Consider the following 19,089-nt stretch of genomic DNA (forward strand, 5'->3'; position numbering starts at 1 on the left):
TAAAATAATAGCTTTTTTTAGGAGCTAATCCCGCTATCCGCTATATCTTTTCGGGCGAACACCGCCCAAAAAGGATGTCGCTACTATCGGGGCTAAAAATCACGTTATCATGTACGAATTACTTTTTTGGAGATACTCAGAAGGAATTTATTTAAACCATCACGAAGTTTACGAAGCACTTATCGAAGAGCAGGAAGTCGACGGTTTAGAGGAACTTCCAGTTACTGTAATCCTAAACAGAATAGGTTCATTGTTTTCCAAATGGGAAAAAGTCGATGATAATAGCTGGAAAAGCAACGAAGGAAAAGGAGCATTTCAAGTTATAACTACACCGCAAAGCGTTAGAATAGATTGTTACGGAACCCAAGGAAAAGCAATGGATATTCTGGTAGGCGCCTTAGAAGAATTTAAATGTCCGCTTTACGACCCGCAAGTTCCAGAGCGTTACGACGAAATGAGTGAATAACAAAAAGAGTTTTTAAATAGATTATAAAATTATTTTTTTTACAAAATGGATTTCAATTTCTCTGAAAATATAGTACTCGAAGACGATTTGGTTTTATTACGTCCGTTACAAAAAACCGATGTAGAGAATTTATTAGAAATTTCTATCAACGAGCCCAATACCTGGGAATATTCGTTAATTCGTGCCAACGGAAAAGAAAACCTAGAGAACTATATAGACATTGCCTTAAAAGCAAGAGAAAAGAAAATAGAATTCCCATTTATAGTCTTCGATAAAAAATCAGGAAAATACGCCGGAAGCACCCGTTTTTACGATATGCAACTTCAGTTTAAAACCCTGCAATTAGGATATACCTGGTACGGTTCAGCCTTTAGAGGAACAGGATTAAACAAACATTGTAAATTCTTGTTATTGCAATACGCATTCGAAACCATGGGAATGGAACGAGTAGAATTCCGCGCCGATAATAATAACCAACGAAGCATCGCAGCCATGAAAAGTATTGGTTGCAAAGTCGAAGGAGTTTTACGTAATCATATGCCTACTTTTGGCAGCGAAGTACGCCGAGATTCAATTATCTTGAGTATTCTGCGAGAAGAATGGTTTGATGAGGTAAAAGAAAACTTGAGGAAAAAGCTGTAAAATAAGTTGTTGGTAAAAAAATTAACCGCAAAGTTTTTAAATTGGTATAGTCTTTTAATCTGTGGCAAAAAAATTAACCGCAAAGAGTGCAAAGAGTTACGCAAAGCTCGCAAAGTTTCTCCTCAATTTTGTCTTTCTGAGGAACGAAGAATCTCCACGAGAAACTCCATAATCTGTGGCAAAAAAATAACCGCAAAGGACACAAAGGTTTAGGCAAAGCACGCAAAGTTCCCCCTCAATTTTGTCATTCTGAGCGGAGTCGAAGAATCGTAAGAAACTCCATAATCTATATATTTCGATAGCTATCATAAGTGGCAAAAGCAATTAAAACTTGTTTCTAACCATCAGCAAGAATAACATTTTGCTCTTTCCTAATTTTTACGACAAGCTTATCAATATGTGTTTTTACTTTTGTAGGTAATGAATTCCAGTTTTTATCTTTTTTAAAGCTTCTGCAATAATCTAAGTCACATTCAACAGCACGTATAACATACTTTTTACCTTTATAAAGAGTAATAATTTTAATACGTCTTAAGTCACCAACATCCGTTTTTGTGCCATAAACAAGTACTGGCTCAATATAACCATCATTGTCTAAATCTTGTGTGCTGCAATATTTTGTCCAGAACCAAATAGAAGTTTCTTCAACTTCGGCACTTTCAATTAAATCATTTATTTTCCATTTTTCGATATAACCACCATGATCGTTTAAATAGCAAACAGCTTCAATTTTGGTATTTAGCGTATCCTTGTCCGAAATTACTTTTTGGTTTTCGCTTAGAACCAATTCATAAACACCACCTTTATCTTGATATTCATAGGCTCTAAAAATGGGGAATTTACCACCATCTAAATCTCTTTCGGTTATTTCGGTTTGGCTTAATACTTTGCTTTGTACAGCTTGCGAAAAACTAATTGTAGAATAAAAGAAGAAGAATAATAAAATGAGATTTTTCATGAGATCAATTACTTTTTTTTAATACTCAAAGATATTCATTTTTAGCCTCATTAAAAACAAGAGAATATATGATAGTATATCAGAGCTAATATAATTCAGTAACAATTTTCATTAATAGAATTCGCAAAGTAATTTTTAAAAAACCAATATTTATTGTAATTTTCTAACCTGAAATTGTTATTAAATCGTTTTAGTGAAAACGAATAATGCTATAAACACAAAACCATAAACTAAAAAAGACCTGATGAATATTGTAAATTATAAAAGTTTCCTTTTCGGATTATCAGTTTTAATGCTCAGTCATACTCATAAAATGATTGGGCAGGAAAGAACTAATAAACTCAAAGATTTAGTTCAATATGTAGATCCTATGATAGGAACTGCCAAGATGGGGCATACATATCCAGGCGCAACAGTACCTTTTGGGAGTGTACAATTAAGCCCTGAAACCGATACAATTCCTTACGCAACAAATGGTAAGTATAATAAAGATGTTTACAAATATTGTGCAGGATATCAATACGAAGATAAAACGATTGTAGGGTTTAGTCATACCCACTTTAGCGGAACAGGACATTCCGATTTAGGAGATTTCCTTATTATGCCTACAACAGGAAAATTACAGTTAAATCCTGGTACAGCAGCGCATCCTGAAACAGGATATCGATCAGTATTCTCGCATAAAACCGAAAAAGCCGAGCCAGCATATTATAGCGTACTCCTGGAAGATCATAATATCAAAGCCGAACTTACTGCAACAACCAGAGTTGGGATGCATCAATATACATTTCCAAAATCAGATCAAGCGCATATAATCTTAGATCTTACAGCAGGAATTTATAATTATGATAAAAAGAATGTCTGGACATTTGTTCGCGTAGAAAACGACACTTTAATTACAGGATATCGTCAAACAAATGGTTGGGCAAGAACAAGAACAGTATATTTTGCAATGTCATTTAGCAAGCCAATAAAAGGATACGGACAAGCTACACCCGAAAAAAGTGTGTATAAAGGCTTTTGGAGCAGATTTGATCAAACCAAAAACTTCCCAGAAATGGCAGGAGTAAACCTAAAATTATACTTTGATTTTGATACAAATGAAAATGAAAAAGTCAAAATAAAATTTGCTATTTCTCCAGTAAGTACCCAAGGAGCTTTGGCTAATATGAAAGCCGAAATTCCGGATTGGAATTTTGAAAGAGTTAAAAAAGAAAGTCAGGAAGTTTGGAACAAAGAGCTGAATAAAATTCAGGTACAAACCATCCAAAAAGAAGACATGGTTAATTTTTACACCGCAATGTATCATGCATTTTTAGGCCCAACAGTATATATGGATACCGATGGAAACTACAAAGGATTAGACGGAAACATACATAAAGCAACTACATTCCAGAACTACACGAGTTTTTCATTATGGGATACCTATAGAGCTTTACATCCTTTATTTAATCTTGTTCAGCCCAAAAGAAACTCCGATATGATTAATTCTATGTTGGCACATTACGATCAGAGTGTTCATAAAATGCTGCCAATCTGGTCACATTATGCCAATGAAAACTGGTGTATGATTGGGTATCATAGCGTTTCGGTAATTGCAGACGCGATAGTAAAAGGTAACACCAATTTTGATGTAGATAAAGCACTTCTTGCAACGGTAAATACAGCAAAAGTTCCTTATTATGACGGATTAGAGTATTATATGAAAAAAGGATTTGTTCCAGAGGACAAAAATGGTTCATCGGTATCTAAAACGTTAGAATATGCTTATGATGACTGGGCAATTGCACAAGCAGCAAAAAAGTTAGGGAAAGAAGATATCTATAACGAGTTCTCTAAAAGAGCAACAAATTATAAAAATGTATACGATGCCAAAACAGGTTTTATGAGACCCAAACTCGATGATGGAACATTCAAGAAAGAGTTTGACCCATTAGACACACACGGGCAAGGATTCATCGAAGGAAATTCTTGGAACTACAGTTTGTATGTTCCTCAAGATCCTGCCGAGATGATAAAAATGATGAACGGTACAGATGCTTTTACAAGAAGGTTAGATTCTCTTTTTTCTATGCACTTACCAGATAAATATTTTGAAAATACTGAGGATATTACCAAAGAGGGAATAATAGGGAATTATGTGCACGGAAACGAACCTTCGCATCACGTGGTTTATTTATATAATTGGACAAAATCTCCTTGGAAAGCGCAAGACAAGATTAGGATGATTCTTAAAAGAATGTATAAAAATGGTCCTGACGGATTAGGAGGAAACGATGATTTTGGACAAATGAGTGCTTGGTATATTTTTAGCAGTCTAGGATTTTATCCCGTAGCACCAGGATCAGAAGATTATAGTTTAGGAAGCCCGCTAGTAGCAAATGCCATTTTTAATCTTGAAAACGGAAAAACATTTGAAGTTGCTACAGTAAATCAATCCGATAAAAATGTATTTGTGAGTAAAGTGCTTTTAAACGGAAAACCATTAACAAGTCCTGTTATAAAACACAGTGATATTGTAAACGGAGGAAAGATTACATTTTATATGAGTAGTAAGCCAAATAAGAAAATATATCTGGAAAAGGGACTAAGAGACTAAGGTTCTAAGATGCAAAGGTTCAAAGGTTTTGTTGATGAATTTAAAAAGCATTTTAATCGTTTAAATTATTTTAGTGTAAGCTAGAAGTTTTACGTTATCATTCTGCAAGATCAAGAAAAAAAACTTGCAGGAATAGAATTTCTAAGAAGATTTGAGGGTAGCTCTTAATTTTCCTTAATTTCTTAATGGTTCGGTTTCTTGCCTTTAATTTTTTATTGAATTAAAATAGAAACATAATGCAGTTTGTAAAAAACTTCACGAAATTTGCCTTTTAAATTAATAGAAAGAGACACATGAAAATAAATCCAAAAAACGGAATAGACAAGTTGTTGTTCGGTATGAAACAGAACGATGTTACAGCTATTTATGGCAAACCAGATAGAAATTATAAAGACGAAGATGATAATGTAATTTTTGCTTACAACAAGCATAAAATAAGATTGACATTCTATCAGGAAGAAGCTTTAAAATTGGGTTATGTTGTGGCATCAAGTCCAGATTTAGAAATCTTTGGTTTTAAAATTATAGGAAGAAAAATTGCTGATGTAAAAAAAGATTTGGCAACCAAAGAAATTACAAAATTCACACAAGAAGAGTTTGATACTTTCGAGAATTACTTTAACGAAGAAAACTGGATTATCTTCCAGACAGAATTTGAAGAAGTAGTAAAATTTGAAATCGGAGCAATCATCAATAATAAAGATGAATTCGATTGGAAGTTTCCAACTAAAAAATAAAATAGAGTATAAAAAAAAACCGATAGTTGTAACTATCGGTTTTTTTTATGATATATAATTTATGGAAATTATTGTTTTGGTGTTGGTTGATCTTTATAGATTTCCAATTCAAAAACAAGCGTTGTATTTGGAGGAATCACATTACCTGCACCTCTTTCTCCATAAGCAAGTTTTGAAGGAAGGAAGAATACTGTTTTCTCACCATAAGACATAAGATCTAAACCTTCGATAAAACCAGGAATCATACCGTCTTTTTTACCAGCCTGAAAAGGAAATGCTTGGTATCCTCCTTGAGCGGCACGATTTGTATCATGTTTTCCGTAAGTTTTAGCGATTTCTTCGATACTACTATCAAAAAGAGTTCCGTCTTCAAAATATCCTGCATACTTAAAATAGAAAGTAGCACCATTTGCCGGTTTTTCTCCAGTACCTTTTTGAATTACTTTATAACTTAAACCAGATGGAGTAGTTGTTGCAGTTGCTTTAGCAGTTTCTAGGTATGCTTTTTTAGCAGCAATTACAGTCGCATATTTTTCTTTGTAAAGACGTTCTTGTTCAAGAGCAGCAGCTTGTGCTTGTTTGGTCTTTTCAGCCTCAATTAAAGCTTGCTTTTTAGCATCTTCAGCTTTGTTTTCATAATATGCAGCAAATACCTTTGGAGCATCAAATTTCTTAGCCATAGCTCCTTTACGAGTAATCGTTACAGTAAGCATTACATCATCCTGAAGAATAAGATTAACAACATCCATTCCTTGTACAACGTGACCAAATATACTATGTTTGTCGTTTAACCAAGGTGTTTCTTTATGAGTGATAAAAAATTGACTTCCGTTTGTAGTTGGACCAGAATTTGCCATTGCAAGAATTCCGCCTTTATCAAATCTAAGATCAGATACAAACTCATCTTTAAATGCATATCCAGGACCTCCAGAACCATTTCCGTCAGGATCACCACCTTGAATCATGAAGTCATTAATAACTCTATGAAATTTTAAACCATCATAAAAAGGTTTTCCTTTTAATTTATCAATAGTCACATAAGGATTAGTTCCTTCTGCCAATGATACAAAATTAGCAACGGTAATAGGAGCTTTTATGTATTCTAGTTGCAATACGATATTTCCTTTTTTTGTTGCAATTGTAGCAAAAATTCCTTCGTTAACAGAAGGCTTAGTTTCAACTTTTGTAATTGTTGTTTTTTTGCCTGGAACAGGCTTTTTAGTCTGCGCTTGTAGGTTAAGTACACCCAAGCAAAATAAAAAAAGAATTTTTAATTTCATCTTATTCGATTTTAAAATCTGTTAATTTCTAAAATAAACTTATTGTTGTGGCATTTTTTCCAACAACTGTACTTCAAATATAATATTTGCATTTGGCGGAATTACACCTCCTGCACCAGCTTGTCCATAAGCTAAATGAGAAGGGATAAAAAGTACTGCTTTATCTCCAAAAGAAAGTTTCTCGATACCTTCGATAAAACCAGGAATCATACCTTCTTTACTACCAGCTTGAAATGGTATTGGGTTGTATTGCTTTGCTTCAGCTCTGGCTGCGTCAAATTTCCCAAAAGTTTGAGCTACATTTTCTATACTAGTATCAAATAAAGTTCCGTCTTCTAGAAAACCAGCATAATGTATAAAAACTTGTGCTCCGGCAGCAGGTTTTTTACCTGAACCTTTTTCAGTAATTACATATTCTAAACCTGAACTAGTTTTTGTAGCTTTTGATTTTAAACCAGCGTAGTAAGCTAATTTCTCATCGCGAACTCCTTTAAATTTAGATTCAAATTCGCTTTTTTGTTTCGCTTCAGCAGAAAAATAATCATGAAAAACCTTAACAGCATCAAATTTCTTAGCTGCCTCGCCATTTCTGATAATAGTTACTTTCTTGATGTAATCATCTTGTTTAACTTGGTTAACAACTTCCATTCCTTTGTCTACAACATGACCAAAAATAGTATGTTTTCCTTCTAACCAAGGAGTCTCAACATGCGTGATAAAAAATTGACTACTATTTGTAGCAGGTCCGTTATTTGCCATTGCAAGAACACCACCTTTGTCAAATTTTAAATCGCTAAACTCATCTTTAAATTTGTATCCAGTATCTCCAGAACCAGTTCCTAATGGATCCCCAGTTTGGATCATGAAACTTTCGATAACTCTATGAAATTTTAATCCGTCAAAAAAGTGTTTCTTTTTTAATTCAGGATTAGTAACAAATTCGTTTTTGCCCTCTGCAAGCGTTACAAAGTTGGCTACAGTAATAGGCGCTTTTTGATAATTTAATTCAACAATGATATTTCCTTTATTTGTTTCAATTTCGGCATATAAACCATCAGGTAAATTGCTATGTTCGTCTTTACAAGAGTAAAGAGTTGTAATTGCAAGTAATAATAATATGAGGCTTTTTTTCATTTTAAAAATATTAGTTGTTTTTATTAATTTAATGAATCTTTCTTTATTGCAGGAGCTGCAGGTGTTGTAGGTTTAGGAGTCTCAGATTTTGGTTTTTTTGTTTCCATTTGTCTTCTATAAGCAGTTTCAGGAACAAAATTGTGTAACGTAACCGTACAGATTAAAGGCTGATTAATTCCAATTCTTTTTTCATCACCATGATAACCATAAGCCATATGAGATGGAAATAAGAAATTTACAGTTTCATTCTTGTGCATTAATTTAATACCATCGCGCAACCCCATCATGATTTCTTGTTTATCTACAAAATAAGTTTGAGGTCTTAATTCCATTTCACTATAAATAACATTTCCTTTTAAGTCTTTTATTTCATAGTCAAAAAAAGCAACATCTCCTTTTTTAGGAGTTATCGTATCTGTAGTATTTTGGTTTTCGTAAGCGTACCAATATCCTTTTGTCGAAGCAATATATTTTATTTTAGGATTGTTTTTTATAACAGCCTTAATTTGTTCTTCTTCAGTAGCTACAAGTTTTTTATTTCGCTCGATAGATTTTTTCATGAAAGTTCCCGAAGAAATAGAAATGGGTCTTCTGGCATCTTCATGTTGCTTACAGCTCGAAACTAAAACGGCTAAAACAATAGCTGAAGCAAATATTTTAGGATAGTTCATGGTAGGTTATATTTTTAGTTTGGTTACTAAATCTTCAAATTTTCTCAAAGTTTCTTCCATCGAATCAACTGATTTTCCTCCGGCGGCATTGCTATGTCCGCCACCATTAAAATGAGCTCTAGCAAACTCATTTACATCAAAACCACCTTGAGAACGGAAAGAAATCTTGATTATTTTCTCGTCTTTATTTTCAATAAATATAGCAGTAAAAACGATACCTTTCATACTTAAACCGTAATTTACGATTCCTTCAGTATCACCTTTTACATAATTAAACTCATCTAATTCGGCTTGAGTTAAAGAAGTATAAGAAGTTTTATGCTCAGTTAAAATCTTCAGGTTTTGCAATGCTCTTCCAAGTAATTGCAAGCGACTGTAAGAACTGTTGTCATAAAGCAAAATCGGAATCTGCGTGTTTTCGACACCCAAATCAATAAGCTCAGCTATAATACGATGCGTGTTTCCTGTTGTTCCAGGAAAACGGAAAGAACCAGAATCGGTTAAAATTCCAGTATAGATACAAGTTGCGATAGTTTTATCTAAATCTTCTTTTTTGTCTAAGAAAGAAATAAAATTATAAACCATCTCACAAGTAGATCCAAACGAAGTATCAGAATAGGTGTAAGCGGAGTAATCATCAGGTTTTTGGTGATGATCAATCATTATAAATGGAGCTTTTAGCTTTGCTAAAGTATGTTCCATTTCGCCAGTGCGATGTAAAGCATTAAAATCTAGCGTAAAAATAAGCTCAGCTTCTTCAAGAATTTTAGTGCAGTTATCGATATCTTTTTCGAATACTTTTACAGTTTCAGAACCTGGTAACCAAGCAAGGAAATCTGGAAAATCATTCGGAGCAATTACAATTGGCTCATGATTATTTTTTAATAAAAAGTGGTATAAACCTAAGGTTGAGCCCATGGCGTCTCCATCGGGACCTCTGTGCGGAATTATGGCAATTTTTTTGGGAGTTGCAAGTAACAACTTTATGGCTTGAATGTCTTGTATTTTCATAGTGTGCGAATTTACATTTTTTTACTGTAAACCTGAAAACATTTTAGACATTAACATGCTTTTATATCTTCTTATTTTTAGTTGATAGTTGTTGGTTTATAGTTGTTAGTTTATAACTTTAAGTTTTCAGTCGCAGTTGCGGTTTTCAGTGAGCAACTTTAGATTTGATTTTTTAACTGCAATCGCAACTGAAAACTGAGACTGGTACTGAGACTGGTACTGAGAGCTGCAACTGCATACTGCAACTAAATGCTATATCAAAACCATTTCTGGTACAAATCATACTTAGGACCTTTTACAATTTGCGATTTGTAAATGCCTACAGAGCCCGATGATAAGTAGGCTATAACACAGGTAATGGCAATAAAAATTCCGCTTTCAATACCAAAAAGTTCTATTCCCATAACGGTGCAAGCAATAGGAGTGTGGGTTGCGCCAGAAAAAACGGCAACAAAACCCATTCCGGCAAGAAGCGCAATTGGCATAGGAACAATGAGAGATAAAGCACTACCAAAAGTTGCACCTACAAAAAATAAAGGAGTAACTTCTCCGCCTTTAAAACCAGCACCTAAAGTAAATCCAGTAAAGAGAATCTTGAGTAAGAAATCATACCAGGCATTAGTATTTGTAAAAGCGTCAACAATTACTGGAACTCCTAATCCTGAGAATTTTGAAAATCCGAAACCAGCAATAGCAATTGCCAGAATGATTCCGCCAACAAAAGGACGAAGTGGAGGGTATTTTATCGTTTTAGAGAATAACGAACCCCAAAAATGTGTGCTACGGGAGAATAATAAAGCAGCAAACCCAAATAAAGCTCCACAAATTAAAGTATAAAATAGATTAGTCGCGGTGATTTCCGGTACAAGCGGAATACTATAATGAGTGTGTTTTACCTGCCAAATTTCGACAGTAAAATAAGCTGCGTAAGCCACTAAAAAAGAAAGCAAAATGCTTTTTAAGTTAATTTTACTAAAATATACAACTTCAAGGGCAAAAATAGCACCAGCTAATGGTGTTCCAAAAACAGATGCAAAACCAGCACTAATCCCTAAGATAATTAATGTTTTTCTTTCAGAATTATCAAGTTTAAAGATTCGGGTAAATTGATCAGCAATTGCACCGCCCATTTGCACTGCAGTACCTTCGCGACCAGCCGAACCACCAAATAAATGAGTGATTATAGTTCCAAAATAAACTAAAGGAGCCATTTTTAGCGGAATAATTTGCTTAGGATTTTCATATTCTTCGAGCAATAAATTATTGCCTTTTACAACATCTTTTCCTAAGTAATAATAGCTAAAACCTACAAGCAATCCGCCAATTGGCAGAAGCCAGATAATCCAATCGTGTAGGATTCTATATTGAGTAACAAACTCTAAAGTGATTAAAAAAAACGCCGAAGCAGATCCCGATAAAACACCTATTAAAACACAAATGAAAATCCATTTGAGAATGAGAAGTATAGTTGCTTTTAAATTCATTAAAGAGGGTTAACTGTGCTTGTGTGGGTACAAATATAATAAATCAGTTTTGAACACAAATTTCACTAATTACCACGAATTCTAAAGGCTAACTTAGTTTGTGATATTAATTTCACAAATGAATTTGTGGTAATTAGTGAAATTACTTCGTCTGTTCGCTCTTTCAGGCTCGAGTCGTGTTTGATTTTTATAATTTAATGATTGTTTGTTATTCTACAATTACAGCAGTAAATTCTATTTCTACCAAGTATTCAGGAGATACAAGTTTACTAATTTCGTAAAAACCAGTTGTTGGTTTTATATCTTTAAAAAACGCCGAATGTGCTCCAGCTACAGATTCAAAAGTCGAAATATCGGTGGTGAAAATTCGTGTTCTAATTACGTCTTTCATGCCGATTCCTAAATCTTCCAATACTTTTTCGACTCTTTCCAGTATGTTCAAAGTTTGTGCGTAAGCATCATCTGCTTTAACTTTGTCGCCATCAACAATTGCAACAGTTCCCGAAACTTCTACGATGTTACCAATGCGAACTGCGCGACAGTATCCCATTTTGTCCTCCCATGGTGATCCTGTCAAGATGTTTTCTCTTTTCATTATAAGGTTGTTTTGTGTGTTTTCGAACTGCTTTTTTGTGGTTTTAAAGAGCAATTCATAGTTAGATTAATATGCTGCAATTTATAAAAAATGCGCAAGAAAATCTGTAAAACACCGCTAATAATTCCTTATAAATAATCAGTTTTTGTGATAAAATTTCAGGATTTGGGCGTGTCCCTCCGGGGCGGGCTGTTCACGGCAAGTCCTCGCACTTCCTTCGTCAGGCTGTGGGCTTTCTGTTGCCATCCCTCACGCGAGATTGCGAATATGAGAAACTTCTTAAACCAATTAAAGATTGTTTTTTAACACAAATAAGAAAGTGTTTTATAGCATATTGTGACCTATATCCATTTTTCGTTGCTAGTATAATCATTAGGAAAATAAGTAAGATATTGTACCATTCTAGGAGATGTACCTCGGTTTGCAGATGCACAATGAGGCAATGTATTTTGCCAAATAATAAAGTCGCCTGCATTTGCAACAATTGGCACAGGTTGAGTTATCTTAAATATTTCCTCTCGAGGGTTTATATCAGACTCAAGGTTTTTTAACCAAGAATCTATTTTGTTATGAAATCCAGGAACACAATGAAAAGCACCATCTTGAGCGCCACAATCAGTTAGATAAAGTAGTCCTTGCAAGCCAAAACTAATAGGCAAACTTAAACTAACATCCCAATGAAGAGCGCCGCCTAAAAAAACAAATTTCTGAGTTTCTGGCGGGTTAAAGCTTACTTTATCAATTGTTTTATATATACCGTTAGTTTTATAAAGCTGTTCATACGCTTTTTTTATACGAGGAGAAAGTCTATTTCTATTCAACGTTTCATGGTCAGAAAAATTAAGCATCAATCCTTTTTGATCCTGATGATTGTTATACCATGACTCCTTTTTGTCAGGATCCATTTTTAAGAAATCCCAAATAGCAAGCTGTGTGGCTTCACAATCTTTTTTAGAAATAGCATTTTTTACAATAACATAACCGTTTTTATTCCAAAAAGCGAGATCATCATCAGATAGTACATTTTCAGTAAGGTCTTCAGGTTCTAAAGTTTTGTCTTTCTTATTTTTGTTAATCCAAATTTTAAAAGCTTCAAAATCGGGTTTCTCAAAATATAGATATTGTAAAGTATCTTCCATGCTAATTCCAAATTGGTAAAGCATTTCAATTTCTTTATCCCAAGTTATATTTTTATTAGTAGTAAACGTATTTGGGTTTAAAGTACGATTCCATAGATTTTCAAGAATATTCCAAGGCATAGTTTAAAATATAGATGTGGTTTAAAATTAAGAAATAATCAGATTTACTGTATCATTTCATGTGGTAATTGGTCAAAATAGACTTGTAATATAAAATCACCCACTACAATATCATTTACTAACAATAAGTGACCATTTGGAGTATTGTCCCATTTTATGTTTGTCGAAATATGAGGTAAGCTACCTTTCTGATTTTTAATACTAAGATTATCTATTTTTAATGATTTTCCGTTTTTATCAACTATTTCCTGTCCAGAAAAAAGTTTGTCGGCTCTGGTATATTTTCCATTCGGGAGTAAAAAAGGCAAATTAGAGTTACAAACTAAATAAGGAGTATCATTACGATCTAAAGTCATATATACCATTTTATTCGATTGGTATTGATTGCCTGCACTAAAAGAAATTTTTGCTTTAGATGATGATAATTTGATTTTCCCTCTGTATAGTTTTACTGATATTGCCGATACAGCATCACCTTTTTCAAAATGATCTATTGGTTTTAAACCTCTGGGAATTGTAATTAAAGCTTTGGAAGTTGGGGTAAAATTGTTTTTCATAGTGCATTTTTTTTAGGAAGTTGTAGACTGTATTAAAAAAAATATGACTCAAAATTAATGCATTTAAAAATCTAGTCGTTACGTATAAATACCTGTTTTAAGAGGATGAAAAAACTAATTGAATGAATCCATTTATTTCTTGTCAGCGTAATTTGAAAATAAAAAGACTTCTTGCATTTAGTTAAGTTTCATAAAGAAAATCACTAAAAGCAAGAAGTCTTTTAGAATTATAAGGAATATTATTCCGAAGAAATATATTCGTATAAGCAACATCATCATAATTAAGTATACTAATTAAATTAGTCAACTTGATATTGTTCAAAAAGGCGGAGCTTATTTTGGGTCGCAGTAAGGTTTTTTTGCAATGCTTCTATTTTATTTAATAAATGAGCAATAGCATCAATACCTTCTAGATTAATTTTGAGATCATAATGCATTCGTATCATTTTTTCTATAGCTGGCAATTGTTCAGGTTGTAAATATTGTTCTTCTTCCAGAACAATAATTTCTACTAAACCATAATTATTTAGTTTAGCTATAAAGGTGTCTTCAATTTCATGATATATACAAAATTGCTTTATCTGGATTAAATTTTCACTATTCATGATTTCTTATTTTAGCTAATTCTTGGAATAATTCTTTTTCCTTTTCGGATAAATTTGTTGGAATTTTGATGGTATAAGTAATATACAAATCTCCAAACTGATTGTCTTTTTTATATACAGGAAAACCTTTCCCTTTTAGTTTAACTTTAGTTCCGGGTTGAGTTTCTGCAGGAACTTTAATTTTTACTTTTCCATCAAAAGTATTTACTAAAACTTCGCCTCCTAAAATTGCCGTGTATAAATCAAGATCAACATCGGCGTATAGATTATTTCCTTCTCTTTTAAAATCAGAATCGTTTGCAATTACAAACGTAATATACAAATCGCCATTTGGGCCACCATTTGCTCCAGGACCGCCATGACCAGGAATTTTTATAATTTGTCCGTTTTCTACCCCAGCAGGAATTGTAATTCTGATATTCTTACCGTTCACAGTCAGATTTTGTTTGTGCGTAGTATAAGCTGATGCCAGATCTAATTGTAATTCGGCATTAAAATCTTGTCCTCTGTATTTAGCCTGACCTCTGGAACTTCTTCCGCCAGAACCATACATAGAATTGAAGAATTCAGAAAAATCACTTCCCGAAAAATCACCTCCGCCAAAACCAGAATAATCGGGATTACTTTGTTGTTGTCTGGAATATTGTTGCTGGTTAGGATCATATCCTGCTTTTTCAAACTCCTCAGCATGTTTCCAGTCTTTTCCATATTTGTCGTATTTTTTACGATTCTCAGGATTGCTTAAAACTTCATTAGCTTCGTTTATTTCTTTGAATTTTTGCTCGGCTTCTTTATCATTCGGATTCAAATCAGGATGGTACTTTCTAGCCAGCTTTCTATATGCTTTCTTGATTTCGGCTTCAGTCGCAGATTTTGTGATTCCTAATGTTTTATAATAGTCTATATAATCCATTTTTATGAGGTTTTAATAATGGTAAATTAAAGCATTGAAGTTATGAATAAGTTATTAATTATCAAAATAGTATATTTTTTTATATTAAAAATTTGAAAGAAAAGTTTTAATATTATGTAATGCCAATTAAGTCTTTTATAATTTTTTGGCAGGTTTTTTGTGTCCAAAAATTAGCCTAATATATTGTTATAAAACTCTTAAAGTTGTAGAGCCCATTTAAATTATGCTATTTTTGCGTATACTCTTGATTTTAAAAAAATCTAAAAATTGATTCCATAATATTATACCCGAATGAAACAGCTTTTATTTTTTATACTATTAATCACAACTGTTACAGCATCAGCTCAAGCAGAATTTAATACTAAGTTTAAACCAATTCCTCCAGCAAGTTTTGGCATTAAGCCTAAAAAAATACCACCTGCGGGAACAATTCCGCCTGAAATACCTAGTATAAAAGCGCCAAATGTTTTTAATAGCACAAGTATTGCACCCGTACAGTCACAATTAAACTCTACATATCAAATAGGTAAAAAGGATAGTTTTACTATGACACCTTCTGATGAATTTGCAAATCCTGGAGATAGATTCATACCAGGAATGGAAAAAGATTTGAATAAAACTCTAAAAGATCAAGGTTTAAAAGAAGGAAGAGGGACGTTGCTTAAACAGAATATCTCGTTTGGAGATTTTAAAACCAAAGCAAATTATTTTATTATCAGGCTTAGAGATTTTGGAGCAATTGATGGCGATTTGGTTAAGGTAACTTCAAATGATAAAGTAATACAATCGGAAATATTTTTGGATGTTAATTTTAAAGACATCAAAATCATTCTCGAAAAAGGATTTAATAAAATGGAATTCGAAGCACTAAATATAGGTACTTTAGGAGGTAATACTGCCGAAATCCAAATACTAGATGATCAAAAAAATGTGATTGTTCATGACTATTGGAACAATCTTGCTGCAGGTTTTAAAGCATCTGTAGTAGTTACTAAGGATGAGTAGGTCTTTTAAAGGTTCAGAGGTGCAAAGGTTCTGAGGTTCTAAGGTTTCTCTTTTTGAGGTTCATTCTTTGAGGTTTAAAGGTTCTGAGGTTTTTTATAGAAACAGAAACATTCTTGTCTTTTGATGTGAGTGAAACTCATACCATATAAATCAAACCAATAGCTCTACAGCGTATTGTAAATACAAATAACATGTTATAAACATTGCCAACGGTTTCAACCGTTGGAGCGCAATGTATTATCGCAAACCGTATCACACGGTTGAAACCGTGCGCTATGATTACAATAAGGTAGAATTTAATTTTTCAAAGGTACTGAGATACAAAGGTTCTAAGGTTTCTCTTTTTGAGGTTCAAAGTTACAAAGGCTCCTAGGTTCAAAGGTTTTTTATAGAAACAGACACCATCTTGTCTTTAGATGTTAGTAAAACGCATACAATACGTTATCGAACTAATAGTTCGATAACGTATTGTAAGCACAAATAACATGTTATAAACATTGCCAACGGTTTCAACCGTTGGAGCGCAATGTATTATCGCAAACCGTATCACACGGTTGAAACCGTGCGCTATGATTAAAATAGGATAGAATTTAGTTTTTTAAAGGTACTGAGATACAAAGGTTCTAAGGTTTCTCTTTTTGAGGTTCAAAGTTACAAAGGCTCAGAGCTGCAAAGGTTTCTTTTAAGGTTTTGCTTTACTGTTTACCTTTATTATATAAAAATCCCTTATTCTGTTTAATCGTTAATTCAATTAAAACAAAATAAGGGATTTATAAAGTAAGAGTTAAGCTAATATATATTTAGCCTAGCGAAAGAATTTGTAATCGTGAGTAAGATTATACGAATCTATAATTTGTAATTTATATGGGCTGTCGCTTAAAGGCAATTTATCAACCTCTATAGAAAATTTGTTGCTAGTAAGATTATCTACTTCTAGTACTTTACTTCCAGTACTATCATACACAATTCCTGATTTTAAATTTTTATTGGCTGTAACATCAATTTTATCAACAGCAATAGTTTTTGTTGAGTCAATTTGATATTGAACTTCGTGGTATCTATTAATCTTCAAGCCTAATGCGATCTTTTGCATTTTAAGGAATTCATTATAATATCTTGCACCCATTTCTCTTTGGCCAGCAGCATCAAAATGAATATCATCAAAATTATTGTTAGGTTTGGAAATTACAGTAGGAAATTCAGAATCAGCATATCCTGTGTTCATAACTCTATCAGGAGTAGCTTTAATGATTTGCTGTTGTTGCTTTCTTGAAGTGTTGTAATTAGCCCAATAAGGAACCATACCACCAAGTATAAATGGGACTTCCTGAATATCTTCCTGATGAATGTCGCTACGCATATCTGCAATCATTTGATCAAGCGTTGTTTGATATGGAGCCCACCCAACATTGGCTTCACCTTGATGCCAAAGTATAGCAGTTAATCTACTTCCGGGAATATTATCTAATAGGTAATTTACCCTTTCCATAGCATCTTTATATAAATTCTGGTTTTTTGTCCAGCTTGTAATACTACTTCCTGAATATCCGCAAGGAACAATTAAAACTTTTCTTTTTGAATTTTTTAAAATGTCATTTACATAAAGGTTAGAAAACGTAGTAGAAAAACTTACTCTGTCATTTGCTCTGGTCCAGAAATCTAGTGCTGGTTTTGCAGGTGCAATTCTATAGTTTAATCCATCTAATCTATAAATAGAATAAACTCTTGAGCTAACCGTATCGATAGCTTTGTTAAGTTGGTAACCATAGTGCGTATTAGATTGTCCAGCTACTAGGATTACATCATATCCTTCGCTTTGATCTAAATTTGAATTTGTATTGTTTTGGGCAATTGAAAATTGGAAACAAAATAATATTAAGAGTAATTTTATATATTTCATGTCGATTATTTTTTGATAATTTTTATTTGTTTAATCACATTGTTTTCAAGTGTTACTGATACAATATGAATTCCTGTTTGGAAATGATTTACTGCAATTACAACCTCATTTTGATCATATTTGTTTTGAAAGACTAATTGCTGACTTTGATTAAAAATGGCTATATTTTTAATCTTTGACGTTGCTGATACAGTTAAGTTGTCAGTTGTAGGATTTGGATAAACCATTACATTTTCTGATGTAATCTCAGGTTCAATCGATACCGTTTGTACCTCAATTGCCGGTTCAATTAATACCGCTTGTTTTTCAATCGTTGGCTCAATTATTTTGGATGTACTTAATAATTGAGGTTTTGTATCATTATTAAGCATTCTTAAAAATTCCTTATAATATCTTGCTCCCATTTCTCTTTGTCCAGCTGCATCAAAATGAATATCATCAGAATTATTATTAGGTTTTACGATTACAGTAGGGAATTCTGAATCGGCAAATCCTGTATTTTGTACTCTACTTGGTGTACTTTTTATAATTTCTTGCTGTGTTCTTCTGTTGCTTGCTGCATTTACCCAATATGGAACCATACCGCCAAGTATAAAAGGAACGTCTTGTATGTTTTTTTGATCGATATCTGATCGCATATCTGCAATCATTTTGTCAAGTGTTTTTTGGTAATCTGCCCAACCAACGTTAGCCTCACCTTGATGCCAAAGTATAGCTGTTAACTTACTTCCAGGAACATTCTTTAAAACATAGTTTACTCTTTGCATGGCATCATTGTACAAGTTTTGGTTTTTTGTCCAGCTTGTAATACTGCTTCCAGAATAGCCACAAGGAATAATTAGAACTCTTCTTTTTGAATTCTTTAAAATATCATTTACATAAAGATTAGAAAAAGTCGTAACAAAGCCGACTCTGTCATTTGCTCTTGTCCAGAAATCTAATGCTGGTTTTGCAGGTGCGATTCTGTAATCTAACCCGTCAAACCTATTAAGAGAGTATACTCTTGAGCTTACAGTATCAATAGCTTTGTTAAGTTGGTAACCATAATGTGTATTTGATTGACCCGCAACCAAAATTACATCATAGGAAACATCATTAGCATTTATTGGATTTTTTTTGGTTTGTGCAACCGATGTTTTTAATCCTAAAAAGGTGAATAGGACCGAAAAGAGTAATAGCGTAATTTTATTTTTCATTGACTTGTTTTTTTAGTTTATCCTTAAAAAATAGATTTAATTTAAAGGACGTAATTAATATTCAATATTTTTTTTGT

18 protein-coding genes are annotated in these 19,089 nt (G+C 33.0%); 5 read left to right on the top strand and 13 right to left on the bottom strand.

What is annotated here, in order from left to right:
• The first annotated feature begins 109 nt into the window (after nt 1-109).
• Nucleotides 110-466: a hypothetical protein gene (locus B8T70_RS08640; RefSeq protein ID WP_086894611.1), complete on the top strand. Its 357-nt coding sequence runs from the start codon at nt 110-112 to the stop codon at nt 464-466.
• Nucleotides 467-511: 45 nt separating this feature from the next.
• A complete protein-coding gene (locus B8T70_RS08645; RefSeq protein ID WP_086894612.1) occupies nt 512-1,108 on the top strand; it encodes a GNAT family N-acetyltransferase in 597 nt (198 codons plus the stop codon).
• Between the two features lie 337 nt (nt 1,109-1,445).
• On the opposite strand, the gene B8T70_RS08650 is transcribed toward B8T70_RS08645, so the two are convergent.
• Entirely contained in the window at nt 1,446-2,066 is a 621-nt protein-coding gene (locus tag B8T70_RS08650) for a M949_RS01915 family surface polysaccharide biosynthesis protein (RefSeq protein WP_086894613.1), read from the bottom strand.
• A gap of 244 nt (nt 2,067-2,310) precedes the next feature.
• Between B8T70_RS08650 and B8T70_RS08655 the strand changes: the two genes are divergently transcribed.
• Together B8T70_RS08655 and B8T70_RS08660 are read left to right on the top strand one after the other, a co-directional pair.
• Complete coding sequence (locus B8T70_RS08655) at nt 2,311-4,665, top strand: GH92 family glycosyl hydrolase (protein WP_086894614.1); 2,355 nt, start codon at nt 2,311-2,313, stop codon at nt 4,663-4,665.
• A gap of 293 nt (nt 4,666-4,958) precedes the next feature.
• The gene (locus B8T70_RS08660; RefSeq protein WP_039117756.1) at nt 4,959-5,402 is read left to right on the top strand and encodes a hypothetical protein; all 444 of its coding nucleotides are present in this window, start codon (nt 4,959-4,961) and stop codon (nt 5,400-5,402) included.
• 68 nt (nt 5,403-5,470) lie between these two features.
• Here the strand turns inward: B8T70_RS08660 and B8T70_RS08665 are convergent, their stop codons facing one another.
• The 10 genes from B8T70_RS08665 to B8T70_RS08710 form a co-directional block, all read right to left on the bottom strand.
• Nucleotides 5,471-6,682, bottom strand: coding sequence for a peptidylprolyl isomerase (locus tag B8T70_RS08665; RefSeq protein ID WP_039111063.1), 1,212 nt, complete (start codon nt 6,680-6,682; stop codon nt 5,471-5,473).
• 39 nt (nt 6,683-6,721) lie between these two features.
• Nucleotides 6,722-7,816: a peptidylprolyl isomerase gene (locus tag B8T70_RS08670; RefSeq protein WP_086894615.1), complete on the bottom strand. Its 1,095-nt coding sequence runs from the start codon at nt 7,814-7,816 to the stop codon at nt 6,722-6,724.
• Nucleotides 7,817-7,839: 23 nt separating this feature from the next.
• Nucleotides 7,840-8,487 (bottom strand): gliding motility-associated peptidyl-prolyl isomerase GldI, encoded by a 648-nt coding sequence (gene gldI / locus B8T70_RS08675; protein ID WP_086894616.1) that lies wholly within the window; start codon nt 8,485-8,487, stop codon nt 7,840-7,842.
• Nucleotides 8,488-8,493: 6 nt separating this feature from the next.
• Nucleotides 8,494-9,498 (bottom strand): bifunctional oligoribonuclease/PAP phosphatase NrnA, encoded by a 1,005-nt coding sequence (locus B8T70_RS08680; RefSeq protein ID WP_086894617.1) that lies wholly within the window; start codon nt 9,496-9,498, stop codon nt 8,494-8,496.
• A gap of 257 nt (nt 9,499-9,755) precedes the next feature.
• Nucleotides 9,756-10,982, bottom strand: coding sequence for a voltage-gated chloride channel family protein (locus B8T70_RS08685; RefSeq protein ID WP_086894618.1), 1,227 nt, complete (start codon nt 10,980-10,982; stop codon nt 9,756-9,758).
• 208 nt (nt 10,983-11,190) lie between these two features.
• Nucleotides 11,191-11,577, bottom strand: coding sequence for a RidA family protein (locus tag B8T70_RS08690; RefSeq protein WP_039111058.1), 387 nt, complete (start codon nt 11,575-11,577; stop codon nt 11,191-11,193).
• A 341-nt stretch (nt 11,578-11,918) separates the two neighbouring features.
• Nucleotides 11,919-12,836, bottom strand: a complete 918-nt coding sequence (locus tag B8T70_RS08695; RefSeq protein WP_086894619.1) for a phytanoyl-CoA dioxygenase family protein — start codon at nt 12,834-12,836, stop codon at nt 11,919-11,921.
• Between the two features lie 44 nt (nt 12,837-12,880).
• Entirely contained in the window at nt 12,881-13,393 is a 513-nt protein-coding gene (locus B8T70_RS08700; RefSeq protein WP_086894620.1) for a hypothetical protein, read from the bottom strand.
• A gap of 299 nt (nt 13,394-13,692) precedes the next feature.
• Entirely contained in the window at nt 13,693-13,998 is a 306-nt protein-coding gene (locus B8T70_RS08705) for a chaperone modulator CbpM (protein ID WP_052249984.1), read from the bottom strand.
• Complete coding sequence (locus B8T70_RS08710) at nt 13,991-14,911, bottom strand: DnaJ C-terminal domain-containing protein (RefSeq protein ID WP_039111054.1); 921 nt, start codon at nt 14,909-14,911, stop codon at nt 13,991-13,993. The genes B8T70_RS08705 and B8T70_RS08710 overlap by 8 nt, the downstream gene beginning before the upstream one ends.
• Nucleotides 14,912-15,202: 291 nt before the next feature.
• Between B8T70_RS08710 and B8T70_RS08715 the strand changes: the two genes are divergently transcribed.
• The gene (locus tag B8T70_RS08715; protein WP_086894621.1) at nt 15,203-15,916 is read left to right on the top strand and encodes a hypothetical protein; all 714 of its coding nucleotides are present in this window, start codon (nt 15,203-15,205) and stop codon (nt 15,914-15,916) included.
• 805 nt (nt 15,917-16,721) lie between these two features.
• Here the strand turns inward: B8T70_RS08715 and B8T70_RS08720 are convergent.
• Nucleotides 16,722-17,816, bottom strand: a complete 1,095-nt coding sequence (locus tag B8T70_RS08720; RefSeq protein WP_086894622.1) for a sialate O-acetylesterase — start codon at nt 17,814-17,816, stop codon at nt 16,722-16,724.
• A gap of 5 nt (nt 17,817-17,821) precedes the next feature.
• Nucleotides 17,822-19,012, bottom strand: a complete 1,191-nt coding sequence (locus B8T70_RS08725) for a sialate O-acetylesterase (RefSeq protein WP_086894623.1) — start codon at nt 19,010-19,012, stop codon at nt 17,822-17,824.
• Nucleotides 19,013-19,089: the final 77 nt, after the last annotated feature.

The organism is Flavobacterium sp. AJR (assembly GCF_002156885.1).
In the GTDB taxonomy this organism is placed as follows: domain Bacteria; phylum Bacteroidota; class Bacteroidia; order Flavobacteriales; family Flavobacteriaceae; genus Flavobacterium.